Raw genomic sequence first — 26,407 nt, forward strand, 5'->3', positions numbered from 1 at the left:
CGAGGGGGAGCGTTATGGCCGACACCGCGTGGAGGGTCGAGTATCTGAGCCGAGTAGAGGCGGCCGAGCGTTGTCGCATCCCGGTCTCGAGCTTCGACAAGCTGCGCCACGACGGGCTTATCCCCGAGCCCGACGCGCGCATGGGCAAGCACCTGCTCTGGAGTGCCGACACGATCGACGAGCTGCTCGCGCGGGGTGGAACGGAACACTGATGGCTGGGCGGCCGACGAAAGACACCCCGTCGCGCGTCGATCCGCGCACGGGCCGGCCGCTGCCCGAGGGCATCCGCTGGCGCGCCGACCGCCAGCGCTACCAGATCCGCGTCGTCGCCCCGAGCGTCGAAGGTGGCGCCGCCGAGCGCTCGCGCACCTTCCTCACCCTCGCCGAGGCCAAACGCGAGCTCGCGAAGATGGTGGCCGGCCGCAACCCGAACGGGTCGATGACGCTCGACCAGTGGTACGACACGTACTGGCCTGCGATCGAGTCGTCGATCCGCCCGGCGACGGCGCGCAGCTACGGCGTTGCCTGGCGGCTCCGCGTGAAGCCGAGTCTCGGCCGGCACCGGCTCGATGAGATCACCTCGCCCATGATCGAGTCGGCGATGGTTGCCTGGTCGGGCGGGGCATCCGCCAAGAACGACGCACTCGCGGTGCTCTCCCGACTGCTCGACGGTGCTCGCCGTTCGCGGTTCATCGACTACAATCCGGCCCGCGAGGTGAAGCGGCCGAGCATGCGCGAGTCGATCTCGCCGGTGTCGCGTGCGCTCACGCTCGAGCAAATCGCCACCTTGCTCGACCTCATTCCCGACGGCGTCTACCGCCGCTACTTCGCCGCCCTCGTCTACACGGGCATGCGCGCGGGGGAGGCGACGGCACTGCGCGTCGGCGACGTCGACTTCGGGCGCGGCGTCATCCGCGTCAGCCGCTCGCTGAGCCCGGGCATGCGCGGCGAGCTCATCGAGCAGTCGCCCAAGAGCCACAAGTCACGGGATGTCCCGCTGATCGACGCGCTGCGTCCGTACGCCGAAGCCGCCGCGCGGGGCAAGCGGGGGAGCGACCTGCTGTTCGACGGACCCGACGGCGGGCGACTTACCAACCACAACGCCCGCCGCGCGGTGGGCTGGGAGGCGCTGCGCGAGGTGATCGGCCGACCCGACCTGCGCATCCACGACCTGCGGCACACGTTCGCGACGATCCTGTTCGACGCCGGCGCCACCGCGCCCGACGTGCAGGCGACCCTCGGACACTCGAGCCTGCAGGTCACCGAGCGCTACTCACGCGCTCGGGAAGGCGTCGCGATCCGAGCCGGCGCCGCGTTGAACGATGCGCTCAAGCGAGCCGACGAAAGCACGGGCAAGAGCACCGACAGAAGTATCGGCCGGAACGCCGACAAGCGCACCGCGAAGACCGCCGGCCCAGAACCAGAAATGGCACAACGCCGAACCAGGCGAACCGTTAATGGCACATTAATGGCACAGCCTCACCGACGGCCTCGCGGAATGTCCCGCTAACACGAAAAAACCCCCGGTGAACCGGGGGTTTTGACTGTGGCTCCGACCGGCATCGATCCGGTGACCTTTCGATTTTCAGTCGAACGCTCTACCAACTGAGCTACAGAGCCCGGGGCATCCGCTTCGCAGAACTGCACGAGAAAGATGCCTCGATAAGGAGAAAGCCCCTTCTCTCAACCAAGGGAAAGGGCTTGTCGCCTGAGCGACCCTGACGGGACTTGAACCCGCGACCTCCGCCGTGACAGGGCGGCACGCTAACCAACTGCGCCACAGGGCCTCGTAAAGAAGCTATTCAATTGTACTCACCGTTCGGCGTGACCCCAACGGGATTCGAACCCGTGCTGCCGCCGTGAAAGGGCGGTGTCCTAGGCCGCTAAACGATGGGGCCGGAGGTTCTTGCCTGGCAGAACCACCGAGAGAAAAGCATACGGGTAACGAGACGAGATTCCAAAACGAGGGCGACCGGATGCCGCGACCCGCGCATTTCCGCACCCGACCGCTCCTCGCCCGAGTGAATCGAGCGGGGAGAGCACGCGCAGTTCGCACCCGGCTTCGCGCGTTCTCTGCCCACTCGATCGGAGATTGGTGCGAATCGAGGGGGTCGCGCGCGCCGCGCCGAGCGAGCAGTCGCGGTGGATGCTGCGGGCGGCACCGTTCGCGCCACGCGCGACGCGAATGCCCGGATCACGCGACGCCCGTGCCTATCGTGGGCAGCGACCGCCTGCACGACACGAGGCGCGGGGGACTTCCGCGCGGACGGGGAACCATGGACCGAACCGCTTTGTTCCGCCCGCGCACCGGCGCGCGGCACGACGCGGCGCGGCCCTACGGCGAACGCCGGCCCCACGGCGAACGCCGGCCCCACGGCGAACGCCGGCTCCGCGGCATCCGCCCCGGCTCTGCCCGCCGGACCGTCGCCGCCCTTGCGATCGTCGCGCTCGCGATCACGCTGCCCATCCTGCAGCCGGCCGCGCCGCCGGCGCACGCGGCGACCTACCCGACGTGGGACGAACTGCAGGCGGCGAAAGCGAATACCGCCGCGGCCGCGGCCGCAGTCGAGCAGATCAAGGCGCTGCTCGTGCAGCTCGAGCAGAACGTCGCGGCGACGCGCGCCGAGGCGGAGCGGCGCACCGACGAGCTCATCGTCGCGCAGCAGAAGTACGACGATGCGGTGCGGCGGGCCGACGAGATCCAGGCCCAGGCCGACGCGTCGGCCGCCGAGGCCGACACCGCCAAGCGCAACGCGGGGCAGGTCGCGGCGCAGCTCTACCGCACGGGCGGCAACGACCTCACGATGAACCTGGTGCTCGATCAGGGCGACGCGAAGGCGACCGACGAGCTGCTGAGTCGGCTCGGCAACATGGACAAGATGGTCGAGCGCACGTCGACGGTCTACCGTCGTGCGCAAGAGAAGTCGAACACCGCGCGATCGCTGGGCGCTCAGGCCGAGGTCGCTCGCGGCGAGCGCGAGCAGCTGCGCATCGCCGCCGAAGAGGCCCTGCAGGCCGCGCTCGAAGCGCAGGCGGCCGCCGAGGCGGCGCTCGCCGAGTCGCAGCAGAAGAAGATCGAACTCGACCAGCAGCTGAAGTTCCTGCAGGACACCGAGGCCAAGACGACCGCCGCGTACGAAGAGGGCGAGCGCATCCGCAAGGAGGAGGAGCGCCGCCGAATGGAGGAGGCGATGCGCTCGGGTTCGCCCGGCGTGGTCGCGAGCTCGGGTTGGGCGCGACCGGCCGGTGGTTACATCACATCCGGGTACGGCGCGCGCGGCTCGATCTGCTCGGGAGGGGGCTGCTCGGGTTCGTTCCACTACGCGGTCGATCTGGGCACCGGATGCTCCGCACCCATCTATGCGGCGAACAGCGGCATCGTCCGGTTCGCGGGCTGGTCGGGCACGTACGGCAACTACGTGCAGATCGACCACGGCGGCGGCATCTGGACGGGGTACGCGCACATCCGCCCCGGCGGCACGTTCGTGGGTGTCGGGCAGTGGGTCGACGCGGGGCAGAACATCGCCTCCTCCGGCACCACGGGGGCGTCGACGGGGTGCCACCTGCACTTCGAGGTGTGGGAGGGCGGCGGCCGCATCAACCCGATCTCGTTCATGGCCGATCGGGGCATCTACTTCTGAGGTGGGGGCCTCGGATCCAGCGTCCACACCAGCAAGATCCATGGCGGATGCCTCGCGCATCCGTTCGCCGGAAGGGGGATCGGCGATGACCGAACCGAATCGAACTCGACCCGTGTCGCGGGTGAAGCCGGCGACGGTCTTCTCGACCGTCGCGATCGGCGCGGTGACCGCGTCGGTCGCGGTCGTCGGCGGTGCTGGGCCCGCCGTGGCCGACGACTACCCGTCGTGGGCCGAGATCGAGCAGGCCAAGCAGAACGAGCAGACCAAGCAGGCCGAGATCGCCCGGCTGGGTGAGCTGTTGGCCGGGTTGCAACAGCAGGCGGATGCCGCGATCCAGGCCTCGCAGATCGCCGACGAGGCATGGCGCAATGCCGTGATCGCGCGGGACGCGCAGGTCGAACGCGAACGCGTGCTCGCCAAGCGGGCGGGCGAGGCCGAGGCCGTCGCCGAGATCTCGCGCATGAGAGCGGGGCTGCTCGCCGCCCACCTGGCGCGCTCGGCGGGCACCGATCTCGGCGCCGAGCTGGCCTTCTCGGGCGATCCAGAGGAACTGCTGCAGCAGCTCGGCATGGCGGCCCAGCTCGGCTCCCGGTCGCAGACGATCTCAGAGCAGGCGACGGCCGACCGCAACAGTGCCGAGTCGCTGCGCAGGCAGGCCGACCGCGCTGCGTCCGAGCGCAAACGGCTCGCGGCGGCGGCCGAGCAGCGCGCCACCGAGGCACGCGCGGCGGCGGATGCCGCGGCCGCCGCGGTGGCGGAGGCCGCGCGTCGTTCGACCGAGTTGTACGCCCAGCTCGCCTCGTTGAAGGACACCACCGCCGACCTCGAGCGGCAGCGTGCCGAGGGCATCGCGCGTGAGCAGGCGGAGGCAGCCGCGGCAGCGGCGGCAGCGGAGGCGGCAGCGGCAGCTGCAGCCGCCGAGCAGGCCGCGAATCCGCCGACGTCGGGCGGAGCATCCGGCCCCGCCCCTGCGCCCGACCCGGCGCCCGCGCCGCCCGACGGATCGGCCGTGGAGGCGGCGATCGCCTACGCGAGCGCCCAACTCGGCGAGCCGTACGTGCTCGGCGGCGCCGGACCCGACGTGTGGGACTGCTCGGGCCTCACGATGCAGGCGTACGGGTCGGCGGGCATCTGGATCGGGCCGCACAGTGCGACCGCGCAGTACCGCACCCTCGCGGGGCAGGGCAAGGCGGTGCCGCTCGGGCAGATCCAGCGCGGCGACCTGCTGTTCTGGGGAGGCGGAGGCGACTACTACCACGTCGCGATCTACCTCGGCGGCGGGCGCATCCTCGAGGCGCCGCGCGAGGGAGTGCCAGTGCGCGACTACTTCATCTGGGGCTCACCGGCGGCCGCGGCGCGCCCCGCGGCCTGACCCGCGACACCGGCTCGCCCTCCTGCCGACCCGACGCGCCGGGGACGCGTGTTGCCGCTTGATCGCGCTGGAAGCGACGACGAGCGTCCCCGCGGCGGGCGTGGGGCGCGCCGGGGACGCGTGTTGCCGCTTGATCGCGCTCGAAGCGACGACGAGCGTCCCCGCGGCGGGCGTGGGGCGCGCCGGGGACGTGTGTTGCCGTTCGATCGCGCTCGAAGCGACGACGAGCGTCCCCGCGGCGGCGTGGGCGTGGGGCGCGCCGGCGGAGACGCCGAGGGGGCGAGCCGCACGGGCTCGCCCCCTCGGGAAGCGCGACGTCAGTGACCGGCGGGCGGCACGTACGCCTCGATCGCCTTCTGGATCAGGCGCTCGGCCTCGGCCGCGTCGGCCCAGCCCTCGGTCTTGACCCACTTGCCGGGCTCGAGGTCCTTGTAGTGCTCGAAGAAGTGCTCGATCTCCTTGCGGGTGTACTCGGGGATGTCGTTCACGTCCTGGATGTGGTTCCACCGGGGGTCGCCGGCGAGCACCGCGATGACCTTCGCGTCGCCGCCGCCGTCGTCGGTCATGTGGAACACGCCGACCGGGCGCACCTTCACGCCCACGCCCGGGAACAGCGGGTAGTCGAGCAGCACGAGCACGTCGAGCGGGTCGCCGTCGTCGCCGAGCGTGTGCTCGAAGAAGCCGTAGTCGGTCGGGTACACGAAGGTCGTGTAGAGCACGCGGTCGAGGAAGACGCGGCCGGTCTCGTGGTCGACCTCGTACTTGTTGCGGCTCCCCTTGGGGATCTCGATGACGGCGGTGTACTCGCCCATGATGATGTGCTCCTTCAGAACGTGGAAGTCTCGCCGGCCGCCCGGGAACGGGCGCGCGATCGGCGGAATAAGGTTACCCCGATGCCTTCCGACCAGCCTTCCGAGCAGCGCGCGGATGCCTCGAGCCCACGCCGCCCGCGCTTGACGCCGCCGATCGCCGACATTCGTCGCGCCGTGAGGGCCGCCCTCCACCTGCCCGCGGGTCACGGCGTAGGAGATTCGGGCCGACACGCCGAACCCGCGGGGGTCGCACCCGGCGTGTCGCCCGAGACTCCTCCGTCGCGCACCGGTGCGGCGGCGGCGCCCCCGTCCAACGCGCCGCTCGCGCTCGTCGCGCTGTCGGGCGGGGCGGACTCGCTCGCGCTCGCAGCCGCCACGGCTTTCGAGGCGCCCCGGGGCGGATGGCGCGCCGGCGCGGTGATCGTCGACCACGGACTGCAGGATGCCTCGGCCGAGGTCGCGGCACGGGCCGCCGCACAGGCGCGCGAACTGGGGCTCGATCCCGTGCTCGTGCGCCGGGTCGACGTCGACGCGGCGGGAGGCGACGGCCCCGAGGCGTCCGCCCGCGCCGCCCGCTACGCCGCCCTCGATGCGGCCGCCGACGAGACGGGGGCGGCCCTCGTGCTGCTCGGCCACACGCTCGACGACCAGGCCGAGACGGTGCTGCTCGGGCTCGCGCGCGGATCGGGGGCGGCGAGCCTTTCGGGCATGGCGCCCGCGAGCGGCCGGTACGCGCGGCCGCTGCTCGGCATCCGCCGTGCGACGACCCGTCAGGCGTGCCTCGACGCGGGGCTCGACCCGTGGGACGACCCGCACAACTCCGACTCCGCGTACGCGCGCGTGCGCGTACGCGAGCGCGTGCTGCCGGTGCTCGAGGCTGAGCTCGGCCCCGGCATCGCCGAGGCGCTCGGGCGCACGGCCGAGCAGCTCCGCGAGGACGAGCAGGCGTTCGACGACCAGATCGACGAGTTCATCGAAGAGGTCTGCGCGCCCGCCGAGGCGGGCATCGCGATCAGCGCCGGATGGCTCGCCGCCAACCCGGCGGCGATCCGCCAGCGGGTCATCCGGCACGTGGTGCACAGCGAGTTCGGGGTCGCCCTCAGCCGCACCCAGACCCTCGAGGTGGCCCGACTCGTGACCGACTGGCACGGTCAGGGGCCGATCGATCTGCCGGCCGGTGTCCGCGCCACTCGGGCGGGAGCGCACGTCGTGCTCTCGACCACCGGGTCGACCGAGGTCCTGCCCCACGACCACTGAGGTGACGCGGGGCAGGACGGTGCCGATCAGGCGTCGTGGTTGAAGGCGTCCGCCGGCGGGATCGGATCGTTCGGGTCGAAGAAGCTCGCCGCGCTGTGCAGCTGACCCCCCAGGATGACCCGTTTCACCGCGAGGAGCTCCCACGCCACGTGGTCGACCTTCGCGACGAGCTCGTCGAGTCTGGTCGTCAGCTCGTTCAGGCGGTCGTCGTGATCCGCGACCGTCTGACCGGTCGTGGTCGCCCAGTCGCGCAGCTCGTGCAGTCGCCTGAGGTCGTCGAGGTAGCGCTCCAACTGGTCGAGGCGGGCGTCGTCGCTGAGCTCGAGGTTCGGCAGCTTCTTGCGGCGGTCGACCGGGACGGGGTCCGACATGATCCACTCCTTCTTCGCGCGGGGTGCGCCGGGCGTCCTTCGCCCGTGCGGACAGCGTCCTCCGGATGCCGCGGCCGGCGGATCAGGGACAGCACCGAGATCGGGCTCAGACGAAGTACCCCGAGGTGTGCGCCCCGTAGCGCTGCGACGTGTCGCGCAGGAACCGCTTCACCGAGTCGAGCTCCGAGCGCAGCGCGGCGAGCTCCGAGCGCGCGGCGGCGATGTCGGCGTGCAGGCCGTCGAGTTCGGCGGCGGCCTGGCCGCCGAGCCGCAGGGCGGTGACGGTTCCGTCGACGATGAGCGGGCCGTCGACGAGCACCGCGCCCTTCGCGCGGATCGCGACGCCGATGTCGGGCGCCTTCGCGCGGTTGACCGCCGTGATCGCCGGCTTGGCGGCGGTGTCGCTCGCGATCAGGATCGGCTCGTCGTACAGCAGCGCCGTGATGTCGGGCAGGCCGTCGAAGACCTTCGGATCGATCTCGAGATGCTGAATGGGGATGTCGGGAATGCGCATGTCGTGCTCCTTCTGCGTGTCGGTGGGAGGGATGTGCCGGGTGCGGGAGCACCTGTGCGGACAGCGTCCTCCGGATAACGAGGGCATCGGATCAGGGGCAGCACCGAGATCGGATGCTGCGGGCGGCGTAGGCTCGTGGCATCCGACCGCTGGAGAGAGAGGGATCGCGAATGGACGCGCGCGAGATCGAGGCCGACCTGACCGAAGTGCTCGTCACCGAAGCCGAGGTCCACGCGAAGCTCGCCGAGCTCGCTCGCCGGATCGAGGCCGACTACGAGGGTCGCGACATCCTGCTCGTCGGCGTGCTGAAAGGCGCGGTCATGGTCATGGCCGACCTCGCGCGCGAGCTGCGCAGTCACGTGCAGATGGACTGGATGGCCGTGTCCAGCTACGGTGCCGGCACGAAGTCGAGCGGTGTCGTGCGCATCCTGAAGGACCTCGACACCGACCTCACCGGTCGGCACGTGCTCATCGCCGAGGACATCATCGACTCGGGCCTCACCCTGAGCTGGCTGCGCGAGAACCTCGAGTCGCGGGGTGCCGCGACGGTCGAGATCTGCGCCCTGCTGCGCAAGCCCGATGCCGCCAAGGTCGAGGTCGACGTGAAATACGTGGGCTTCGACATCCCGAACCAGTTCGTCGTCGGGTACGGCCTCGACTACGCCGAGCGGTATCGCAACCTGCGGGATGTCGCGATCCTCGCGCCGCACGTCTACAGCTGAGCGGTCACGGCTGCAGCTGAGCCCACAGCGAACAGACAGGTGCCGCTCGGGTACGCGACGGTAGCCTTGCAAGACCATGAACATGAAGAAGATCCTGCGCGGGCCGATCATCTACATTCTGCTCGCGATCGTCGCGGTCTGGATCGGCTCCAGCCTGATCACCGCGTCGGGATTCAAGCAGGTCTCCACCCAGGAGGGCCTCGCGTTCCTCGACGACGGCAAGGTCGCCGCCGTCAAGATCGTCGACGGCGAGAACCGGGTCGACCTCACGCTGAAAGAGGCCGACGACGAGTTCGGCAAGCAGGTGCAGTTCTACTACGTGACGCCGCGCGGCGCCGACGTCGTCGCGGCGGTCGACGCCGCGAAGCCGAGCGACGGTTTCAACGACGAGGTGCCGCAGCCGAACTGGTTCCTCTCGATGCTCGGCATCCTGCTGCCCCTCGTGCTCATCGGCCTCTTCTTCTGGATCATGCTCTCGGGCATGCAGGGCGGCGGCAACCGGGTCATGCAGTTCGGCAAGTCGCGCGCGAAGCTCGTCTCGAAAGAGAGCCCCAAGGTCACCTTCGACGACGTCGCCGGCGCCGACGAGGCGATCGAAGAGCTGCACGAGATCAAGGACTTCCTGAAGGACCCGGCCAAGTTCCAGGCCGTGGGCGCGCGCATCCCGAAGGGCGTGCTGCTGTACGGCCCTCCCGGCACCGGCAAGACGCTGCTCGCCCGCGCGGTCGCGGGTGAGGCGGGCGTGCCGTTCTACTCGATCTCGGGTTCCGACTTCGTCGAGATGTTCGTCGGCGTCGGCGCGTCCCGCGTGCGCGACCTGTTCGACCAGGCCAAACAGAACGCGCCGGCCATCATCTTCGTCGACGAGATCGACGCGGTCGGACGTCACCGCGGCGCCGGCCTCGGCGGCGGGCACGACGAACGCGAGCAGACCCTGAACCAGCTGCTCGTCGAGATGGACGGCTTCGACCCGAAGACGAACGTGATCCTCATCGCCGCGACGAACCGCCCCGACATCCTCGATCCGGCGCTGCTGCGCCCCGGCCGCTTCGACCGGCAGATCGGCGTCGATGCGCCCGACCTCAAGGGTCGGCAGAAGATCCTCGAGGTGCACTCGAAGGGCAAGCCCCTCGCCAAGGGCGTCGACCTCGAGGTGCTCGCGCGCAAGACGCCGGGCTTCACCGGCGCCGACCTGGCGAACGTGCTGAACGAGGCCGCGCTGCTGACGGCACGCAGCAACGCGCAGCTCATCGACAATCGCGCCCTCGACGAGGCCGTCGACCGCGTGATCGCGGGCCCCCAGCGCCGCTCGCGGGTCATGAAAGACAAGGAGAAGCTCATCACCGCCTACCACGAGGGCGGCCACGCCCTCGCTGCGGCGGCGATGAACTACACCGACCCGGTCACCAAGATCACGATCCTGCCGCGGGGCCGTGCACTCGGCTACACGATGGTGCTGCCGCTCGAAGACAAGTACTCGGTCACCCGCAACGAGCTGCTCGACCAGCTCACCTATGCGATGGGCGGCCGCGTCGCTGAGGAGATCGTGTTCCACGACCCCTCGACGGGCGCCTCGAATGACATCGAGAAGGCCACGGCGACCGCGCGCAAGATGGTCACCGAGTACGGCATGTCGGCGAACGTCGGCGCGGTCAAGCTCGGCCAGTCGCAGGGCGAGGTGTTCCTCGGTCGCGACATGGGCCACCAGCGCGACTACTCGGAAGAGATCGCCGAGAAGGTCGACGCCGAGGTGCGCACGCTCATCGAGCAGGCGCACGACGAGGCCTGGCAGGTGCTCAACGACAACCGCGACATCCTCGACAAGCTGGCCGCCGAGCTCCTCGAACAGGAGACCCTCGACCACAACCAGATCGCCGAGATCTTCAAGGACGTGAAGAAGTTGCCCGAGCGCCCGCTGTGGCTCTCGAGCGACAAGCGCCCGGTCTCGGATGTGCCGCCGATCACGTTCCCGGCCGACAAGCTGCCGATCGACGGCGGCATGGTCGACGGCGGCGTCGACTCGGGCGACACCCCCACCGAGCAGAAGACGCCGGCGCGCTCGCCGCGGCAGAAGCCGCGACCGGCCACGGCGTGACCGATGGCATGGCCGACGTCGACGTCGAGCGCATCGCACGGGCCGTTCGCGAGATCCTGCTCGCGATCGGCGAGGATCCCGATCGCCCGGGGCTCGAGCGCACGCCCGAGCGTGTCGGCGAGGCCTACGCCGACTTCTTCGGCGGTTTGGCGATCGACCCGCTGAGTCACCTCGCCGAGAGCGTGCCCGTCGGCGAGAACGACGGCGGCGCTGCAGCCACGGGCGAGGCGGTGGTGCTGCGCGATCTCGACTTCCGTTCGGTGTGCGAGCATCATCTGCTGCCGTTCGTGGGGCGTGCGCATGTCGCCTACGTGCCGGGCGACCGGGTGGTGGGGCTCGGGCGGATCCCGGCGGTCGTCGACACGCTCGCCCGCCGGCCGCAGCTGCAGGAACGCCTGACGGAGGAGATCGCCGACACCCTGCAGGCGGGTCTCGGCGCGCGCGGGGTGCTCGTGGTGCTCGACGCGCAGCACCGCTGCGTGACGACCCGGGGCGCGCGGCAGCAGCACAGCTCGACGGTCACCGTCGCGAGCCGCGGTGCGCTCTCGGAGCCGGCCGCGAGGGCCGAGATCATCGCACTCATCGGCGCGGGCTCCGCAGATGAGTGAGCCAGCGCCGGATGCCGCGGCGCCCGCGTCGGCGGCGGGCACGCCGATGCTCGTGATGGGCGTGGTGAACGTCACCCCCGACTCGTTCAGCGACGGCGGCCGGTGGTTCGACGCCGACGCCGCGATCGCGCACGGGCTCGAGCTCGTCGAGCAGGGCGCCGACCTCGTCGACGTCGGCGGCGAGTCGACGCGTCCGGGCGCGGCCCGCGTCGACCCCGACGAGGAGTTGCGCCGGGTGGTGCCGGTCATCCGCGAACTCGCGGGCCGGAGCATACGGGTCAGCGTCGACACGATGCGCGCTGCGACCGCCGCGGCCGCCGTCGAGGCGGGGGCCTCGATCATCAACGACGTGTCCGCCGGCCTGGCCGACGCGGCGATGGCCGAGATCGCGGCAGCGTCGGGCGCGACGTACGTCGCCATGCACTGGCGTGGGCACTCCGACCGCATGGACCGGCTCGCCGAGTACGACGACGTCGCCCGCGAGGTGCGCGACGAGCTCGCTGTCCGCGTCGACGCGCTGGTCGCAGCCGGGGTCGATCCCGGGCGCATCGTGCTCGACCCGGGCCTCGGGTTCGCCAAGCGCGGCGACCAGAACTGGCAACTCCTCGGCCGGCTCGACGAACTGCAGGCGCTCGGGTTCCCGGTGCTCGTCGGCGCGTCGCGCAAGCGGTTCCTGGGCGCGATGCTTCCCGACGAGGCATCCATCGACGAACGCGACCTGCCCACCGCGGTGATCAGCGTGCTCGCGGCGCAGCAGGGCGCGTGGGCGGTGCGCGTGCACGATGTGGTCGCCACGAGACGAGCGCTCGACGTGCTCGGTGCATGGCAGAGTGGTCGACGTGGCTGACCTGCGCGATCGCATCACCCTCACCGGGCTGCGCGTGCACGCCCACCACGGGGTCTTCGACTTCGAGCGGCGCGACGGGCAGGAGTTCGTCGTCGACGTGGTCGCCTTCGTCGATCTCGCGCCGGCTGCGGCCGGCGACGCGCTGGGCGAGACCGTGCACTACGGCGTGCTCGCCGAGGAGGTCGTCGCCGCGGTGCGGCGCGACCCGGTCGACCTGATCGAGACGGTTGCCGAGCGCGTCGCCGCGGTCGTGCTCGCCCACGACGCGGTGCAGCAGGTCGAGGTCACGGTGCACAAGCCGGGCGCGCCCATCGGCGTTCCGTTCGAGGATGTCTCGGTCACCGTCGTGCGGGGGCGCGCATGAGCCGCGCGGTGGTGGCGTACGGCGCGAACCTCGGCGACCGCGAGGCGACGATCGATCGAGCGGTGCGCGAGCTCGCCGACACTCCGGGCGTGCGGCTGGTCGCCGTGTCGCCGGTGTACGAGTCGGCGGCGATCAAGCTCGACGGGGTCGACCACGAGGCGCCCGGGTACCTGAACGGCGTGGTCGTGCTCGAGGTCGAGCTCGCACCGCTCGTGCTGCTCGAGCGACTGCTCGAGATTGAGGCCGCGCACGGTCGCGACCGCAGCCCCGACGCTGAACGCTGGGGCGATCGTACGCTCGACCTCGACCTGATCGACGTCGACGGGCTCCAGGTCGACGACGAGCGGCTCACGCTGCCGCACCCGCGAGCCTGGCAGCGCGCGTTCGTGCTGCAGCCGTGGCTCGACGTCGAGCCCGACGCGGTGCTCGCCGGCCGGGGGCCGATCGCCGTGCTGCGTGCGCAGGCCGACGACGAGGTGGTGCGGCGATGAAGCGCACCCATCCGTCGACCCTCGTCGCCTTCGCCCTCGGCGGACTCGTCGCGGGCTACCTGCTCGATCTCAGCATCGTCACGGCCGGCCGCCCCGCGCTCGTGCCGCCCATCTCCCTCGCCGTCACGCTCGCCGGCATCGGCGTCATCGTCGTGCTCGTCGCCTGGCCGATCCGGCGTGCGGTGAAGGGCACGTCGAAGCGCCGCATCGATCCGTTCCACGCGATGCGGGTCGCCGCGCTGGCCAAGGCGTGCAGCGTGAGCGGCGCGCTCGTGATCGGCGTCGCCGGCGGCATCGCGCTGTTCCTGCTCACTCGGGTGGTGGTGCCGGGCCTCGGCAACGTCTGGCTCGCCGTCGCGACCGCCGCCGGAGCCGCACTCCTGCTCGCGGGCGGCCTGGTCGCCGAGTGGTGCTGCACCCTCCCGCCCGACGACCCCGAAGCCCAGAAGGAGACCCACGCGAATGCCTGATGCGCCCGAGCACGACGTCGAGCCCGAGGCATCCGAGCCGGCCCTGCCCGAACGCGCCCTGCCCGAGCGCGCCGCCACCGAGGCGCCGGCCGAGGCGCCGGCCGAGGCGCCGGCCGACGCGCTCGACCACGTCGACGCCGACTGGCGACGCGTCTCGCCGAAGTACATCGTCGTCGAGGTGATCGGCTCGCTCATCGGCACCGTCATCGCGGTCGCGGCGCTGCTCGTCATGTGGAGCGTGCTCGGTTGGGCATGGGGGCTGTGGGCGGCGCTCGCGCTGGCCGTCGTGGCGATCGTGGGCATCGCGTTCGAGCCCCGCCGGGTGCGCTCGATCGGCTACCGGCTGCGCGAAGACGACCTGCTGTTCCGCCGCGGCATCATGTTCCACCGGCAGGTGGCGGTGCCGTACGGCCGCATGCAGCTCGTCGACATCACCCGGGGGCCGGTCGCCCGCGCGCTCGGCCTCGCCGATCTGAAGTTCGTCACCGCGGCCGCCGCGACCGCGGTGACCGTGCCCGGTCTGCCGGCCGACGAGGCCGACCGGCTGCGCGACCACCTCGTCGAGCTCGCCGAGTCGCGCCGGGCCGGACTGTGACCGGCGAGACGGGCATCGCGCGCGCGTCGACGGGCCTCGCCGACGGCGAGTGGCATCGGCTGCACCCGGCCAGCCCGCTGCTGCGCGGCGGCCTCGCGTTCCTCGCGGTGCTCGGCATCGTGATCGCGAACCTCCGCGAGCGGCTCGCCGAATTCCTCATCCCGGTCTTCTCGCCCGACGCCGACGACGCGTTCGACACCGGGTTCGGCGATTGGCGCAACGACTGGGCGAACGACCCGATCGGCGGCATCGTGTCGCACGGATGGCTCGGGTGGGCGCTGCTGGGGCTCGTGGTCGTGCTCGTCGCGATCATCGCGGGGTTCTGGCTGTCGTGGCGGTTCCACTCGTTCCGCATCACCGACGAGGCGGTCGAGGTGCGCAGCGGCATCCTGTTCCGATCGCACCGCAGCGCGCGACTCGACCGCATCCAGGGCATCAACGTGACCCGGCCGCTGTTCGCGCGGCTGTTCGGCGCGGCGAAGCTCGACGTGTCGGTCGCCGGGCAGTCGGGCAACGTGCAGCTGGCGTATCTCGGCTCGGCGCTCGCCGACGGGCTGCGCGCCGACATCCTGCGGCTCTCGTCGGGTGCGCGCGCCGCGCGCGCGGCGGCGGGCGCGGGCGGCGCGCGCGGCCCGGGTGCGGCAGGGCCGGGCGCCGCGGCCGGGCTGAGCGCAGCGGCCGATGCGGATGCCACGACGGATGCCGCGGGGCACGCGGGCACCGAGGCATCCGCCCGATCGCGCACGGCCGACCTGCTCAACCGGCGTGTCGACGAGTTCCTGGCCCCCGAGCTCGACCCCGCCCTCGCCCCGCCCGAGTCGGTCGTGCACCTGCCGATCGGGCGGGTGATCGGCTCGACCCTGCTCGGCGGATGGACGATCTGGCTCATCCTCATGATCGCGCTCATCGTCGCCGGCACGATCAACGGCTGGTTCTGGATCTGGTTCTCGATCGTGCCGGGCGTGATCGGCCTGGCCAGCTACGCCTGGTCGCAGATCACGAAGTCGCTGCGGTACTCGATCGCCGGAACGCCCGACGGCGTACGCATCGGGCACGGCCTGCTGTCGACGGCGAACCGAACCATTCCGCCGGGGCGCGTGCACGCGATCGAGGCGTCGCAGTGGATCCTGTGGCGACCGTTCGGCTGGTGGAGCGTGCGCGTCAACCTCGCCGGGCAGTCGATCAGTGCGAACGCCGAGTCGCAGACTCGCACCATCGTGCTGCCGGTCGGCACCGCCGACGACGTGCGTCGGGTGCTGGCGCTCATGCTGCCGGGCGAGCCGGGCGCGCTCGACGCGCTCGTGCCCGCAGGGCTCACCGGGCGCGGCGACGACGGCGGCTTCGAGCCCGCGCCGCGCCGCGCAGCCTGGCTGCACCCGTTCTCGTGGCGGCGCATCGGCTGGGCCGAGCGCGAGGGGGTCGCGGCGCTGCGTCGCGGCGTGCTCTCGCGCAGCCTTGTGCTGGTGCCGCTCGCACGGCTGCAGTCGGTTGCGGTGAGCGACGGACCGCTGCGACGGATGCTGCGCCTCGCGACGATTCGGCTGCACACCGTGATGGGCCCGATCACGCCGCGGGTGCCCGTGCTCGACGCCGTGGCGGCCGAGCGCGCGTGGGCGCACCTGGCGGGCGAGGCGATCGTGCGGGCTGCCGGCGACACCTCGCACCACTGGGGCCTCGCGGCGATCGGAGCCGCCGACCCTGCGCGATCGTCTGAGGCGGAGGTCGGCGAGGCCGGGGTCGGCGAGGCCGGGGTCGGCGAGGCCGGCGCCGGCGAGGCCGCGGTCGGCGAGGCGGGAGTCTCGGGTGCCTGAGCGGGCGGGGCGTCTGGGCGTCGGCGCGATCGGCGCCGGCCGGGTCGGCGCGGTGCTCGCCGCGGCGCTGGGCGGCGCGGGGCACGCGATCACCGGCGTCGCGGCGGTGTCCGAACGCAGCCGCGACCGTGCCGACGCGATGCTTCCCGGCGTGCCGGTGCTTGCGGTGCCCGACGTGGTCGAGCGCAGCGAGCTGGTGTTGCTCGCCATCCCCGCCGACGAACTCGAACAGCTCGTCGCGGGGCTCGCCGCCGCCGGCGTGTGGCAGCCGGGGCAGCTCGTGCTGCACACCGCGGCGGGCTACGGAACCGACGTGCTCGAGCCCGCGCGCCGTGCGGGGGCGATTCCGCTCGCCGTGCACCCCGCGATGAGCTTCACCGGCACCACGATCGACGTGGCGCGACTCGTCGGCACCTGGTTCGCGGTCACCGCGCCGGCACCCGTGCTGCCGATCGCCCAAGCGCTCGTCGTCGAGATGGGCGGCGAGCCGTTCGTCGTCGCCGAGGCCGACCGGCCTGCCTACGCCGAGGCGATCGAGACCGCGGTGTCGTTCTCGACCGCGATCGTCGACCAGGCCAGCGGCATCCTCGGCGGGATCGGCGTGGCCCGGCCGGGCGCGGTGCTCGCGCCACTCGTGCGCAGCACGGTTGAGAACGCGCTCGCCCGCCATGACGGCGGACCGCTGCCCGAGGTCGGGCCGCTTCCAGACGATGCGGGTAGCATCGATGAGGCCGGAACCGACCGGCCGCCAGGAGGTACCCGGTGACCACGCCCGCCGTCGCGACCCGCATCGTCGACACCATCTCCGCACTGCGTGGCATCCTCGCCGAGCGACGTGCCGGCGGAGCATCCGTCGCCCTCGTGCCCACCATGGGCGCGCTGCACGACGGCCACTTCGCGCTCGTGCGCCGCGCCCACGAGCTCGCCGACGTCGTCGTGGTCTCGATCTTCGTCAACCCGCTGCAGTTCGGCGCCGGTGAAGACCTCGACCGCTACCCGCGCACGCTCGACGCCGACGTCGCCGCGCTCGAGCGGCTGGGCGTCGAGCTGGTGTTCGCGCCGAGCGCGGCCGAGATGTACCCGACCGGGCCGGTCTCGACGCTGGTGACCGCCGGCGAGGTCGGTGCGCTCTACGAGGGCGCGTCGCGCCCGGGGCACTTCGACGGCATGCTCACCGTGGTGTCGAAGCTGTTCCATATCGCCCAGCCCGACGTCGCCGTGTTCGGGCAGAAGGATGCGCAGCAGGTGTTCCTCGTCGAGCGCATGGTGCGCGACCTCGACCTGCCGTTGCGCATCGAGATCGTGCCGACCGTGCGCGAGGCCGACGGGCTGGCCCTCTCGAGTCGCAACCGCTACCTCTCGGCCGACGACCGCCGCGCCGCACTCGCGCTGTCGGAGTCGCTCCGCGCCGCCGAGCGCGCCGCCGCCGACGGCGTCGCCGAAGCACTCGCCGAGGCCGACGCGGCCTTCGGCGCGCACGACGTGCAGCCCGACTACCTGGTGATCGTCGACCCCGAGACGTTCCTGCCCGTCGCCGACGACGCGACCGGGCGCGCGATCGTCGTCGTCGCCGCGCGTGTGGGCACCACCCGCCTCATCGACAACTCGGCGATCACGCTGGGCTGAGCGCGCGGCCGGGCGGGTGCCGGCTGAGCGCGCGGCCGGGCGGGTGCCGGACGAGCGACGAGTGCTGCGGATGCCTCGGGCGGCCGCGATCAGGCGCGCCGAGGTCGGCAGCGTAGGCTTGGGATGCTGTTTTCCGCCGCACGAGAGAGAGCCATGGCCGACACGCAGAACGCCGCCGCCGACGAGCCCACCGCTGAGGAGATCGCCGCCGAGATCTCCGAGCAGAAGGCCGTGCGGCTCGCGAAGCGCGACCGCCTGAACGACGGCGCCGACCTCGGTGGCGGGGCGTATCCGGTCAGCCTGCCGATCACGTCGACGATCCCCGAGGTGCGCGACCGCTTCGTCGGCCTCGGCGTCGACGAGCAGTCGGGCGAGCGGGTCGGGCTCGCCGGCCGGGTCGTCTACTCGCGCAACACCGGCAAGCTGTGCTTCGCGACGTTGCAGTCGGGCGACGGCAGCCGCATCCAGGCCATGGTCTCGCTCGCCGAGGTCGGCGAGGAGTCGCTCCAGGCGTGGAAGGAGCTCGTCGACCTCGGCGACCACGTGTTCGTCGAGGGCGAGGTCATCACGAGCCGTCGCGGCGAGCTGTCGATCATGGTCAGCGAGTGGCGCATCGCGGCGAAGGCCGTGCTGCCGCTGCCGAACCTGCACAACGAGCTCAGCGAAGAGACCCGGGTGCGCAGCCGTTACCTCGACCTGATCGCGCGCGAGCAGGCCCGGCGCAACGTCATCGACCGCGCCAAGGTCAACGCCAGCCTGCGCACCACGTTCGCAAGCCGCGGGTTCATCGAGGTCGAGACCCCGATGCTGCAGGTCATGCACGGCGGGGCATCCGCTCGCCCGTTCGTGACGCACTCGAACGCCTTCGACACCGAGCTCTACCTGCGTATCGCGCCAGAGCTGTACCTGAAGCGCGCCGTCGTCGGCGGCATCGAGCGGGTCTACGAGATCAACCGCAACTTCCGCAACGAGGGTGCCGACTCGACGCACTCGCCCGAGTTCGCGATGCTCGAGGCCTACCAGGCGTACAGCGACTACCACGGCATCGCCGACCTCACCCAGCAGCTCGTCCAGGACGCGGCGGTCGCGGTGTCGGGCTCGCACGTGGTCACCTGGGCCGACGGCACCGAATACGACCTCGGCGGCGAGTGGGCGCGCATCTCGATGTACGACTCGCTCTCCGACGCGGTCGGCGTGCAGATCACCCCCGAGACGCCGATGGCACGCCTGAAGGAGCTGGCCGACGCCGCGGGCATCGAGATCGATCACCCGCTGCCGGGCAAGTACGTCGAAGAGCTCTGGGAGCACCACGTGAAGGCCCACCTGGTCGCGCCGACGTTCGTGATGGACTTCCCGCTCGACACCTCCCCGCTCGTGCGCTGGCACCGCAGCATCCCCGGCGTGGTCGAGAAGTGGGATCTCTACATCCGCGGCTTCGAGCTCGCGACGGGCTACTCCGAGCTCGTCGACCCGGTCGTGCAGCGCGAGCGGTTCGTCGAGCAGGCCAAGCTCGCCGCCGGCGGCGACCCCGAGGCGATGCGCCTCGACGAGGAGTTCCTGCGCGCGCTCGAGTTCGGCATGCCGCCCTCGGGCGGCATGGGCATGGGCATCGACCGGCTGCTCATGGCGATCACGGGCCTCGGGATCCGCGAGACCATCCTCTTCCCGCTGGTCAAGTAGCGGATGCCACAGCCACACGGATGCCTCGCATGAACGGATGCCCCGCATGAACGACTACCTGCCCAAGGACGAGCTCGAGCCTCGCGACCCCAAGAAGCCGTCGACGACTCGCGTCGCGATCTGGATCATCGTCGGGGCGATCGGCCTGTACCTGATCGGTTCGGGCGTGTGGGGCATCATCACCGGCGGGCAGTGAGACATCCGGCAGTGAGACATCCACAGGTAGTCTGAGGGGACTATGGACGATTTCTGGGCGAACGCGATCTGGTCGCTCGCGCCGACCGTGCTCATCGGGCTCATCTTCTGGTTCGTGATGCGCGCGCTGTTCCGGGCCGATCGCACCGAGCGCGACGCCTACGCCCGGATCGAAGCCGAAGAGCGCGCGAAGCGCGCCGCTCGGGAACGACCGGCGAGCTAGCCGGGCATGGGGGGCACGGGGGAGACGACGGCGCTGGTCGTCGCGGCCCTGCTCATCGCGCTCGACCTGGTGATCCGCGTCACGGCCATCATCGTCGTGCCGCGCAATCGTCGGCCCACCGCGGGCATGGCGTGGCTGCTCGCGATCTTCTTCATCCCGTTCATCGGCGTGCTGTTCTTCCTGTTGATCGGCAACCCGAAGCTGCCGAAGGCGCGCCGCGCGAAGCAGGCCGAGGTGAACCGGTACATCCTCGAGTCCACGCACGGCGTCGAGCGCGTCAGCGACAGCGGGTCGTGGCCGGCATGGTTCGAGGGCGTGGTGCGCATGAATCGCAACCTCGGGGCGATGCCGCTCATCGGCTCGAACAGTGCGAGCCTGATCAGCGATTACGACGGGTCGCTCGCGGCGATGGCCGCCGCGATCCGCGGCGCCGAGCGGTACGTGCACGCGGAGTTCTACATCTTCGCCTACGACGAGACGACCGCCGACTTCTTCGACGCGATGGGCGAGGCCGCCGCGCGCGGCGTCGAGGTGCGGGTGCTGCTCGACCACGTCGCCTCGTACCGGGTGAAGGGCTACCGCGCGACCCTGCAGAAGCTCACCGAGATGGGCGTGGAGTGGCAGCTCATGCTGCCCGTGCAGCCGTTCAAGGGCAAGTACCAGCGACCCGACCTGCGCAACCACCGCAAGATCCTCGTCGTCGACGGCGAGGTCGGGTTCATGGGGTCGCAGAACATCATCGACCGCAGCTACAACAAGCCGTCGAACCTGCGACGCGGGCTCAAGTGGAAGGAGCTCGTGGCGAAGGTCGAGGGCCCGATCGTGTCGGGGCTGGATGCGATCTTCGCGACCGACTGGTACCTCGAGACGGGCGAGGCCCCGCGCCGTGAGGAGTTCGTGTCGGCGTTCGAGCAAGAGGGCGCCGCACAGGATCTCGACTGCCAGGTCGTGCCGAGCGGGCCGGGGTTCTCGAACGAGAACAACCTGAAGCTGTTCCTCGCGCTCCTGTACGCAGCACGCGAGCAGGTCATCATCACGAGCCCGTACTTCGTGCCCGACGAGGCGATGCTGTACGCGATCAGCGGCGCGACCCAGCGCGGCGTGCACGTCGAGCTGTTCGTCTCCGAGATCGGGGACCAGGCGCTCGTCTACCACGCGCAGCGCTCGTACTACGAGGCGCTGCTGCGCGCGGGCGTGAAGATCTACATGTACCGGGCGCCGTACATCCTGCACTCGAAGCACTTCTCGATCGACGACGACGTCGCGGTCATCGGGTCGAGCAACATGGACATCCGCTCGTTCGAGCTGAACATGGAGGTCTCGTTGCTCGTGCGCGGCGCCTCGTTCGTGCGAGAGATGCGCGAGGTCGAGGCGTCGTACCGTCGCGAGAGCCGCGAACTCACGCTCGAGGAGTGGCTGCAGCAGCCGCTGCGCTCGACGGTGCTCGACAATCTGGCGCGGCTCACGAGCGCGCTGCAGTAGCGCACCGCCCGCGAGGTGCGGGCGCGTCGGCCCCGACCCGGGTGCCCGCGACCCTGGCGGCGATCGTCGCGCGGCCGACACGTTCCTGCAACACGCGCTCCATAGCATCGCATCGTCCCGCCACGTGAGGCTCGCTCGGAAACCGGCCCGCGATCGGCGGTGATCGGCGTGCGCGGGCTGAGACAATGCTTGCAACAATGATGCAGCGATTCGCCGAAGTACGCATGAAATCTGCGCAGAAGTCGTGACAACACAGTTTGGCTGCGTGATTGACTGTTGAAACGCGCGTTTCCTGCCACCCGCTCGAACGCGCGAACACCCGAGGTCTGCAGATCCAGGCCGGGTAGCACCCCAAGTGACACCCCGCAATCGAACTGGAGAATCCATGACGTTCCGACGCGTCGTCTCCGGGGCCGGGGTGGCTGCGCTCGCCGCAGCCACGCTGTTCACCGGAGTCATGCCAGCGCAGGCGGCCACGCCGACCCCGAGCGCGCTGCCCATCAGCTTCCCGATCTCGCCGCTGGTCGCACCACCGGCGTCCTACCCCGCCCAGACGGTGCTCGCCCCCGTCGACGTGCTGCCCGACGACGCCTCGATCGCGCGCGGCGCGGTGCCGTACCACGAGATCGCGCCCAGGCTCAATCAGCTGCAGGCGCAGAGCGACCGCATCTCGGTGCAGGTCGTCGGCCAGTCGGTGCTCGGCCGTGACATCCACCTCGTGACGATCACGGCGCCCGAGACGCCCGCGCAGACCGCGCAACAGGCCGAGTGGCGCAGCGAGATCAAGCACGACGCGGCCGCAGCGGCCGCCGATGCCGAGCTGATGGCCGGCTACAAGGTGCCCATCTGGTTCAACGCGAACATCCACGGCAACGAGTGGGAGGGCACCGACGGTGTGCTGCCCTACATCGAGTACCTCGCGACCGCGCCGATCGAGGAAGTCGGCGAGCTGCTCGACGGCTACCGCATCTACTTCACCGTCACGAACAACCCCGACGGGCGCGCGCTCGGCCAGCGTGCGAACGGCGACGGATTCGATGCGAACCGCGACATGATCACGGGCGTGACGCCCGAGGCCCGCATCATTCGCGACCTCGCCGGGGTGATCCAGCCGACCTTCTACGTCGACCTGCACGGGTACACCAACGTGCTGCAGATCGAGCCCTGCGGCCCGCCGCACGGCGAGAACTACGAGTACGACCTCTTCCTGCCGCACGCCTACGAGGCGGCGCTCGACATCGAGCAGGCCGTCGTCGAGGCGAACATCCCCGGCAACACGTACCTCGCGGCGAACGGCAACGCGACCACGGAGAACACCGGCAAGATCAAGATCCCCTACCGCGACATCCGCGCCGGCTGGGACGACTGGCCGCCGATCTTCACGCCGCAGTTCATCGCCTACCAGGGCGCCGTCACGAACACCGTCGAGTTGCCGCTCGGCCGCACGAACAATGCCGAGACGAACCAGGCGAACACGCTCGTGAACGTGCAGGTCGCGAAGGTCGTCATCGAGACCGCGGTCGACTACGTCGCGACCAACGCCGACGCGCTGCTCGAGAACCAGATCGAGATCTTCCGCCGGGGTGCCGCGGGTGAGGAACTGCGCACGATCCCGGCCGATCCAGACCCGGCGACCGTGCCCGGCCCCGACCAGTGGGCCGAGATCTGGGACGAGAGCGACGTGTTCCGTGCCGAGTTCCCGCGTGCCTACGTGATCCCGATGGGCGACGGCCAGCGCTCGGACACCGACGCGGCGCGCCTGGTCGACCAGCTCATCGCGAACGGCGTCGAGGTGTCGCGGGCGACCGCGGCGTTCTCGGCCGACGGCGCCGAGTACCCGGCCGGCAGCTACGTCGTCGACATGCACCAGCCGCTGCGCGGCATGGCGAACGTGCTGCTCGCCGACGGCACCGACATCACGGACCGCACGGCCGCGATGTACGACATCTCGGCGTGGAGCCTCGCGCTGCTCTGGGGCGCCGACGTGGTTGCGGTGGGTTCGACGACGGATGCCTCGCTGCCCGTCGCGGTCGAGGCCGTCGACGCCGCAGCGGCCACCGGATCGGTGCCCGAGGCCGCCTACCTCGAGCTCGCGACAGCGGGCGCCGCGGAGTACCAGGCGATCAACGCCCTGCTCGACGCGGGCGTCGCGGTGTCGGCCTTCGAAGACGGCGGCGTGATCGTCCGCGGCTCCGACCGGGCGGCGGCGCAGACGGTCGCCGACGCGTACGGCGTCGCGTTCACCGCGAGCGACGGCCTGCGACTGCGCACCGAGCCGAGCCAGGCGCTCGACCGGCTCGTGGTCGGCTACACCGGCACCCAGGACGACCGCGTCACCCTGCAGCGGCTCGGCTTCACCGACATCCGGCTGCTGAGCGCGTCGTCGATCACGTCGGGCGAGATCGACCTGGGTGAGGTCGACGTGCTCTGGATCGGCGCCAATCTCGCCTTCACCGGCGGCAACGCCGGCGGTGCCGCGAAGGTGCAGGAGTTCCTGGACGCGGGCAAGGGCGTGGTCGGCAAGGGCACCGCGATCTCATCGTTCGCCACGACGTTCGGACTCGTCGCGGTCACCGCCACGAGCGGTACGAGCGGGTCGAACGGCATCGTGCGGGTCTCCGACGCGGACGGCGGGCTGCTGTCGACCTACGCGAAGGACACCGCGTTCGTCTCCCCGGCGGTCTGGTACACCGATCTCGGCGACAACGCCGCGGTCGAGCAGACCTACGCCGGCGAGGCACCGTTCATCGCCGGCCACTGGGCGGCATCGAACGGTCGCGCCCAGGCGGATGCCGCGGGCAAGGCGTCGGTGGTCTCCGCGACCGGTCCGACCGGCTCGCGAGTCGTGCTGCTCGGCACGTCGGTGAACTACCGCACCCACCCCGTCGGCAGCTACCCCGACATCGCGCGCAGCCTGTTCTGGGCCGCGGGCGATGAGGGAGCGGCGGTCGTGCCGCCGGTCATCGAGGAGGACCTCACCGATGATGTGCGCGGAACGATCAGCGTTCCCGACAAGGCCGAGCCCGGCGAGACGATCCGCGTGACCGTGGGCGCCGAGCACGACGGTGCGGTTCTCGAGACCGTGCTCTTCTCGACGCCGGTGTCGCTCGGCACGGCCGCGGTCGTCGGCGACGGCTACGAGACGACCATCCCGGCGGACACCACGATCGGCGAGCACCGGGTCGCGGTGCTCACCGAGTCGGGCGAGCTGCTCGGATGGGACGACCTGACGGTCGTGCCGGTCGAGGTGGAGGTCCCGAACGAGCCCGGCCCCGGCGGGCCCGGAACGGGTGGCGGCACCGGCGGTACCGGCGGCAGCGGCAGCGGCGGTGGCGGCGCCGGCGGGGGCTCGTCGGCGGCCGGCGGCCTCGCCGGCACGGGCGTGGAGCTCGCCCTGCCGATCGCGATCGGCGCCGGCGTGCTGCTGATCGGCGCGGCCGCCGTGCTGATCGCACGGCGCCGGGCGCAGGGCGCGGGCGAAGCCGAGTAACCACTCGGGCCCCGCGTGAACGGGCCGCCGCCGACCGGACCCCCAGCCGGTCGGCGGCGGCCTTCGCCGTCGTCGACGGTCCGCGATCGGCGGTGCGCGCCCTCAGCTGCGCGGGCGCAGGCGCACCGTCGGCAGCTCGGGGGCCGGCAGCGGTTCGCCGTCGTAGCCCGCGACGGTGCCGAACGGCCCGTCGGGCTCGCCGCCCGAGATCACGTCGGCCTGCCAGCGCGCCCGGGCCTCGGCGATCTCGTCGTGGCTGCGGCCGATGAAGTTCCACCACATCACGAGTTCCTCGCCGAACGGCGCACCGCCGAGCAGGACGACGCGCACCGGGGCATCCGCCGTCGCCCGCAACCGCACGCCGTCGTGCCCGGCCGGAACGAACCCGAGCTCGCTCCACTCGAGCGTCGCGGTGTGCCCGGTCTCGGCCAGCGGGTCGGCGTCGTCGGGTGCGTCATCCGCTTCGCCCTCGAGCGCGCGCACGGTGACCCGCACCGGCCCGCGATCGACCAGGATGCCGTGCTCGAACGACTCGTCGAGGTCGATCCATGCCTCGCCTCCGGCGGGCAGCTCGATCTGGGCGCCGACCAGCGGCGAGAACACGGTGACGGATGCCTCGGGCTCGACGTACGGCAGCGACCCGACGAACACCCGCACGATCGCGTCGTCGACCTCGACGGGTACCGTCTCGGCGTGCTCGAAGAACGGCAGCGCGCGGCGGGCGGTGTCGGGCAGCGCGACCCAGAGCTGCACGCCGTGCAGGGTCGAGGTCGCCGCGGTCGACACCTCGGAGTGCGAGATGCCCCGACCCGCGGTCATCAGGTTCACCTCGCCCGGCCGCACGTACGCGTGCACGCCCGTCGAGTCGCGGTGCTCGATCTCGCCCTCGAAGAGCCAGCTCACGGTCTGCAGGCCGGTGTGCGGGTGCGGCGGAACCACCATGCCGCCGGTCTGCGCCACATCGTCGGGGCCGTAGTGGTCGGCGAAGCACCAGGCGCCGATCGTGGTGCGGCCGCGCTGCGGCAGGGTGCGTCGCACGGCCATCGCGCGCGGGCCGCCGAGCGGCACGTCCCGCGGTGTCAGCACCCGCACGAGCGGCGCCGTCGGCTGCTCGGGCGGGCAGAGCAGTTCGACGGGGTCGCGTTCGAGGTTGCTCATGGCGGCATGCTACGCCTGCGCCGCGTGCCGTCGGGGTCGCTCGTCGCCGCCTGGAGTGGCTTGAGGCGGCGACGAGCGACCCCGATGCGGAAGCGTCACGGGCTACGATGTCGGCATGGCATCCTCGACCTCCGTTCGCCGCGTCGCGCTCGCCGCGGCCGCGCTCGCCTCCGTGTTCGTCCTCTCCGCGTGCGCTCCCGGCACCTCGTCGGTCGAGCACTTCCCGGGGCTGCCCGTCGTCGAGCACGCGGCCGGCGACGACGAGGGCGGTGCGGGCGAGGCCGAGCAGGAGGGCGGCGACGGCCGGCCGGTCGCGATGTGGCTCGAGCAGGGCGGCAAGATCGCCGTCACCGTGTGGGGGTCGTCGACGTGCGCGCCGATCGGCGAGCGCATCTCGGTCGTCGAGCCCAAGGGCCAGGGCAACACCGTCGCGATCTCGCTGAAGGAGTACGGCGACGGGATGTGCACGATGGACTTCGTGCCGCACACCACCGTCTTCTGGACGCCCATGAACATCACCACCACCGAAGAGCTCACCGTGCAGGTGGCCGACACCGAGGTGACGGTTCCGGTCAAGTAGCGG

At 71.4% G+C, this 26,407-nt stretch carries 26 protein-coding genes and 3 tRNA genes; 22 read left to right on the forward strand and 7 right to left on the reverse strand.

From position 1 onward, the window contains the following. Positions 1–14 precede the first annotated feature (14 nt). Both FLP10_RS12040 and FLP10_RS12045 read left to right on the forward strand, forming a co-directional pair. Entirely contained in the window at positions 15–212 is a 198-nt protein-coding gene (locus tag FLP10_RS12040) for an XRE family transcriptional regulator (protein WP_127794348.1), read from the forward strand. Continuing rightward, positions 212–1,510: a tyrosine-type recombinase/integrase gene (locus tag FLP10_RS12045; protein WP_149161084.1), complete on the forward strand. Its 1,299-nt coding sequence runs from the start codon at positions 212–214 to the stop codon at positions 1,508–1,510. The genes FLP10_RS12040 and FLP10_RS12045 overlap by 1 nt, the downstream gene beginning before the upstream one ends. 37 nt (positions 1,511–1,547) lie before the next feature. On the opposite strand, the gene FLP10_RS12050 is transcribed toward FLP10_RS12045, so the two are convergent. The 3 genes from FLP10_RS12050 to FLP10_RS12060 all read right to left on the reverse strand — a co-directional run bounded on the left by FLP10_RS12050 (position 1,548) and on the right by FLP10_RS12060 (position 1,898). Then, positions 1,548–1,620: transfer RNA gene (locus FLP10_RS12050), tRNA-Phe, on the reverse strand. Between the two features lie 93 nt (positions 1,621–1,713). After that, a tRNA-Asp gene (locus FLP10_RS12055) sits at positions 1,714–1,787 on the reverse strand. Between the two features lie 38 nt (positions 1,788–1,825). Continuing rightward, positions 1,826–1,898: transfer RNA gene (locus FLP10_RS12060), tRNA-Glu, on the reverse strand. A gap of 378 nt (positions 1,899–2,276) precedes the next feature. Between FLP10_RS12060 and FLP10_RS12065 the strand changes: the two genes are divergently transcribed. Next, a complete protein-coding gene (locus FLP10_RS12065; protein ID WP_246150014.1) occupies positions 2,277–3,641 on the forward strand; it encodes a M23 family metallopeptidase in 1,365 nt (454 codons plus the stop codon). Between the two features lie 85 nt (positions 3,642–3,726). Next, positions 3,727–5,013 (forward strand): C40 family peptidase, encoded by a 1,287-nt coding sequence (locus FLP10_RS12070; RefSeq protein WP_168209190.1) that lies wholly within the window; start codon positions 3,727–3,729, stop codon positions 5,011–5,013. Positions 5,014–5,330: 317 nt separating this feature from the next. Here the strand turns inward: FLP10_RS12070 and ppa are convergent, their stop codons facing one another. Next, on the reverse strand, positions 5,331–5,825 hold the full coding sequence (ppa, locus tag FLP10_RS12075) for an inorganic diphosphatase (RefSeq protein WP_149161086.1): 495 nt from the start codon (positions 5,823–5,825) through the stop codon (positions 5,331–5,333). An 81-nt stretch (positions 5,826–5,906) separates the two neighbouring features. On the opposite strand from ppa, the gene tilS reads away from it, so the two are divergent. Beyond that, a complete protein-coding gene (gene tilS, locus FLP10_RS12080; protein WP_149161087.1) occupies positions 5,907–7,082 on the forward strand; it encodes a tRNA lysidine(34) synthetase TilS in 1,176 nt (391 codons plus the stop codon). 26 nt (positions 7,083–7,108) lie between these two features. Here tilS and FLP10_RS12085 read toward each other — a convergent pair whose 3' ends face one another. Then, a complete protein-coding gene (locus FLP10_RS12085; protein ID WP_149161088.1) occupies positions 7,109–7,453 on the reverse strand; it encodes a hypothetical protein in 345 nt (114 codons plus the stop codon). Positions 7,454–7,559: 106 nt separating this feature from the next. Then, complete coding sequence (locus FLP10_RS12090; RefSeq protein WP_149161089.1) at positions 7,560–7,967, reverse strand: hypothetical protein; 408 nt, start codon at positions 7,965–7,967, stop codon at positions 7,560–7,562. Between the two features lie 170 nt (positions 7,968–8,137). Between FLP10_RS12090 and hpt the strand changes: the two genes are divergently transcribed. The 16 genes from hpt to FLP10_RS12165 all read left to right on the forward strand — a co-directional run bounded on the left by hpt (position 8,138) and on the right by FLP10_RS12165 (position 24,666). Beyond that, positions 8,138–8,689 carry a hypoxanthine phosphoribosyltransferase gene (gene hpt, locus FLP10_RS12095; protein WP_149161090.1) on the forward strand — a complete coding sequence of 184 codons (552 nt, stop codon included), beginning with the start codon at positions 8,138–8,140 and terminating at the stop codon, positions 8,687–8,689. Positions 8,690–8,765: 76 nt separating this feature from the next. Next, complete coding sequence (gene ftsH, locus FLP10_RS12100; RefSeq protein WP_149161091.1) at positions 8,766–10,784, forward strand: ATP-dependent zinc metalloprotease FtsH; 2,019 nt, start codon at positions 8,766–8,768, stop codon at positions 10,782–10,784. A gap of 8 nt (positions 10,785–10,792) precedes the next feature. Further along, positions 10,793–11,392 (forward strand): GTP cyclohydrolase I, encoded by a 600-nt coding sequence (folE, locus tag FLP10_RS12105; RefSeq protein ID WP_149162240.1) that lies wholly within the window; start codon positions 10,793–10,795, stop codon positions 11,390–11,392. After that, positions 11,385–12,239, forward strand: coding sequence for a dihydropteroate synthase (gene folP / locus FLP10_RS12110; protein WP_210418396.1), 855 nt, complete (start codon positions 11,385–11,387; stop codon positions 12,237–12,239). Before folE ends, folP begins: the two co-directional genes overlap by 8 nt. Continuing rightward, entirely contained in the window at positions 12,232–12,603 is a 372-nt protein-coding gene (gene folB / locus FLP10_RS12115) for a dihydroneopterin aldolase (RefSeq protein ID WP_246150015.1), read from the forward strand. Before folP ends, folB begins: the two co-directional genes overlap by 8 nt. Then, a complete protein-coding gene (folK, locus tag FLP10_RS12120; RefSeq protein WP_149161093.1) occupies positions 12,600–13,094 on the forward strand; it encodes a 2-amino-4-hydroxy-6-hydroxymethyldihydropteridine diphosphokinase in 495 nt (164 codons plus the stop codon). The genes folB and folK overlap by 4 nt, the downstream gene beginning before the upstream one ends. Beyond that, positions 13,091–13,564, forward strand: coding sequence for a DUF3180 domain-containing protein (locus tag FLP10_RS12125; protein WP_149161094.1), 474 nt, complete (start codon positions 13,091–13,093; stop codon positions 13,562–13,564). Before folK ends, FLP10_RS12125 begins: the two co-directional genes overlap by 4 nt. After that, positions 13,557–14,159 carry a PH domain-containing protein gene (locus FLP10_RS12130; RefSeq protein ID WP_149161095.1) on the forward strand — a complete coding sequence of 201 codons (603 nt, stop codon included), beginning with the start codon at positions 13,557–13,559 and terminating at the stop codon, positions 14,157–14,159. The genes FLP10_RS12125 and FLP10_RS12130 overlap by 8 nt, the downstream gene beginning before the upstream one ends. Beyond that, positions 14,156–15,970, forward strand: a complete 1,815-nt coding sequence (locus FLP10_RS12135) for a PH domain-containing protein (protein WP_149161096.1) — start codon at positions 14,156–14,158, stop codon at positions 15,968–15,970. Before FLP10_RS12130 ends, FLP10_RS12135 begins: the two co-directional genes overlap by 4 nt. Beyond that, on the forward strand, positions 15,963–16,736 hold the full coding sequence (locus FLP10_RS12140) for a Rossmann-like and DUF2520 domain-containing protein (RefSeq protein WP_149161097.1): 774 nt from the start codon (positions 15,963–15,965) through the stop codon (positions 16,734–16,736). The genes FLP10_RS12135 and FLP10_RS12140 overlap by 8 nt, the downstream gene beginning before the upstream one ends. Next, a complete protein-coding gene (panC, locus tag FLP10_RS12145; RefSeq protein WP_149161098.1) occupies positions 16,733–17,596 on the forward strand; it encodes a pantoate--beta-alanine ligase in 864 nt (287 codons plus the stop codon). Before FLP10_RS12140 ends, panC begins: the two co-directional genes overlap by 4 nt. Positions 17,597–17,749: 153 nt before the next feature. Continuing rightward, positions 17,750–19,276, forward strand: a complete 1,527-nt coding sequence (gene lysS, locus FLP10_RS12150) for a lysine--tRNA ligase (RefSeq protein ID WP_149161099.1) — start codon at positions 17,750–17,752, stop codon at positions 19,274–19,276. Positions 19,277–19,313: 37 nt separating this feature from the next. Beyond that, positions 19,314–19,472 (forward strand): hypothetical protein, encoded by a 159-nt coding sequence (locus FLP10_RS17485; RefSeq protein WP_168209058.1) that lies wholly within the window; start codon positions 19,314–19,316, stop codon positions 19,470–19,472. A gap of 42 nt (positions 19,473–19,514) precedes the next feature. Beyond that, complete coding sequence (locus FLP10_RS12155) at positions 19,515–19,694, forward strand: hypothetical protein (protein WP_149161100.1); 180 nt, start codon at positions 19,515–19,517, stop codon at positions 19,692–19,694. Positions 19,695–19,700: 6 nt separating this feature from the next. Beyond that, positions 19,701–21,176, forward strand: a complete 1,476-nt coding sequence (gene cls, locus FLP10_RS12160; protein ID WP_149161101.1) for a cardiolipin synthase — start codon at positions 19,701–19,703, stop codon at positions 21,174–21,176. Between the two features lie 385 nt (positions 21,177–21,561). Further along, positions 21,562–24,666, forward strand: a complete 3,105-nt coding sequence (locus tag FLP10_RS12165; protein WP_149161102.1) for a M14 family zinc carboxypeptidase — start codon at positions 21,562–21,564, stop codon at positions 24,664–24,666. A gap of 102 nt (positions 24,667–24,768) precedes the next feature. On the opposite strand, the gene FLP10_RS12170 is transcribed toward FLP10_RS12165, so the two are convergent. Continuing rightward, entirely contained in the window at positions 24,769–25,824 is a 1,056-nt protein-coding gene (locus FLP10_RS12170) for a pirin family protein (RefSeq protein WP_149161103.1), read from the reverse strand. Positions 25,825–25,939: 115 nt separating this feature from the next. Here FLP10_RS12170 and FLP10_RS12175 point away from each other — a divergent pair, with 115 nt between their 5' ends. Continuing rightward, positions 25,940–26,404: a hypothetical protein gene (locus tag FLP10_RS12175; RefSeq protein WP_149161104.1), complete on the forward strand. Its 465-nt coding sequence runs from the start codon at positions 25,940–25,942 to the stop codon at positions 26,402–26,404. Positions 26,405–26,407: the final 3 nt, after the last annotated feature.

Origin of the sequence: Agromyces intestinalis (genome assembly GCF_008365295.1) — a bacterium.
GTDB classification, from domain to species: domain Bacteria; phylum Actinomycetota; class Actinomycetes; order Actinomycetales; family Microbacteriaceae; genus Agromyces; species Agromyces intestinalis.

Coding starts and splice junctions, on each gene's coding strand:
- FLP10_RS12170 (WP_149161103.1), bottom strand. CDS start 25,824: ATGAGCAACCTCGAACGCGACCCCGTCGAACTGCTCTGCCCGCCCGAG.
- ftsH (WP_149161091.1), top strand. CDS start 8,766: ATGAACATGAAGAAGATCCTGCGCGGGCCGATCATCTACATTCTGCTC.
- FLP10_RS12090 (WP_149161089.1), bottom strand. CDS start 7,967: ATGCGCATTCCCGACATCCCCATTCAGCATCTCGAGATCGATCCGAAG.
- FLP10_RS12125 (WP_149161094.1), top strand. CDS start 13,091: ATGAAGCGCACCCATCCGTCGACCCTCGTCGCCTTCGCCCTCGGCGGA.
- FLP10_RS17485 (WP_168209058.1), top strand. CDS start 19,314: ATGCCCCGCATGAACGACTACCTGCCCAAGGACGAGCTCGAGCCTCGC.
- folK (WP_149161093.1), top strand. CDS start 12,600: ATGAGCCGCGCGGTGGTGGCGTACGGCGCGAACCTCGGCGACCGCGAG.
- FLP10_RS12165 (WP_149161102.1), top strand. CDS start 21,562: ATGACGTTCCGACGCGTCGTCTCCGGGGCCGGGGTGGCTGCGCTCGCC.
- FLP10_RS12065 (WP_246150014.1), top strand. CDS start 2,277: ATGGACCGAACCGCTTTGTTCCGCCCGCGCACCGGCGCGCGGCACGAC.
- FLP10_RS12040 (WP_127794348.1), top strand. CDS start 15: ATGGCCGACACCGCGTGGAGGGTCGAGTATCTGAGCCGAGTAGAGGCG.
- FLP10_RS12070 (WP_168209190.1), top strand. CDS start 3,727: ATGACCGAACCGAATCGAACTCGACCCGTGTCGCGGGTGAAGCCGGCG.
- FLP10_RS12175 (WP_149161104.1), top strand. CDS start 25,940: ATGGCATCCTCGACCTCCGTTCGCCGCGTCGCGCTCGCCGCGGCCGCG.
- FLP10_RS12155 (WP_149161100.1), top strand. CDS start 19,515: ATGGACGATTTCTGGGCGAACGCGATCTGGTCGCTCGCGCCGACCGTG.
- folP (WP_210418396.1), top strand. CDS start 11,385: ATGAGTGAGCCAGCGCCGGATGCCGCGGCGCCCGCGTCGGCGGCGGGC.
- FLP10_RS12085 (WP_149161088.1), bottom strand. CDS start 7,453: ATGTCGGACCCCGTCCCGGTCGACCGCCGCAAGAAGCTGCCGAACCTC.
- lysS (WP_149161099.1), top strand. CDS start 17,750: ATGGCCGACACGCAGAACGCCGCCGCCGACGAGCCCACCGCTGAGGAG.
- ppa (WP_149161086.1), bottom strand. CDS start 5,825: ATGGGCGAGTACACCGCCGTCATCGAGATCCCCAAGGGGAGCCGCAAC.
- FLP10_RS12045 (WP_149161084.1), top strand. CDS start 212: ATGGCTGGGCGGCCGACGAAAGACACCCCGTCGCGCGTCGATCCGCGC.
- hpt (WP_149161090.1), top strand. CDS start 8,138: ATGGACGCGCGCGAGATCGAGGCCGACCTGACCGAAGTGCTCGTCACC.
- cls (WP_149161101.1), top strand. CDS start 19,701: ATGGGGGGCACGGGGGAGACGACGGCGCTGGTCGTCGCGGCCCTGCTC.
- FLP10_RS12130 (WP_149161095.1), top strand. CDS start 13,557: ATGCCTGATGCGCCCGAGCACGACGTCGAGCCCGAGGCATCCGAGCCG.
- folE (WP_149162240.1), top strand. CDS start 10,793: ATGGCCGACGTCGACGTCGAGCGCATCGCACGGGCCGTTCGCGAGATC.
- tilS (WP_149161087.1), top strand. CDS start 5,907: ATGCCTTCCGACCAGCCTTCCGAGCAGCGCGCGGATGCCTCGAGCCCA.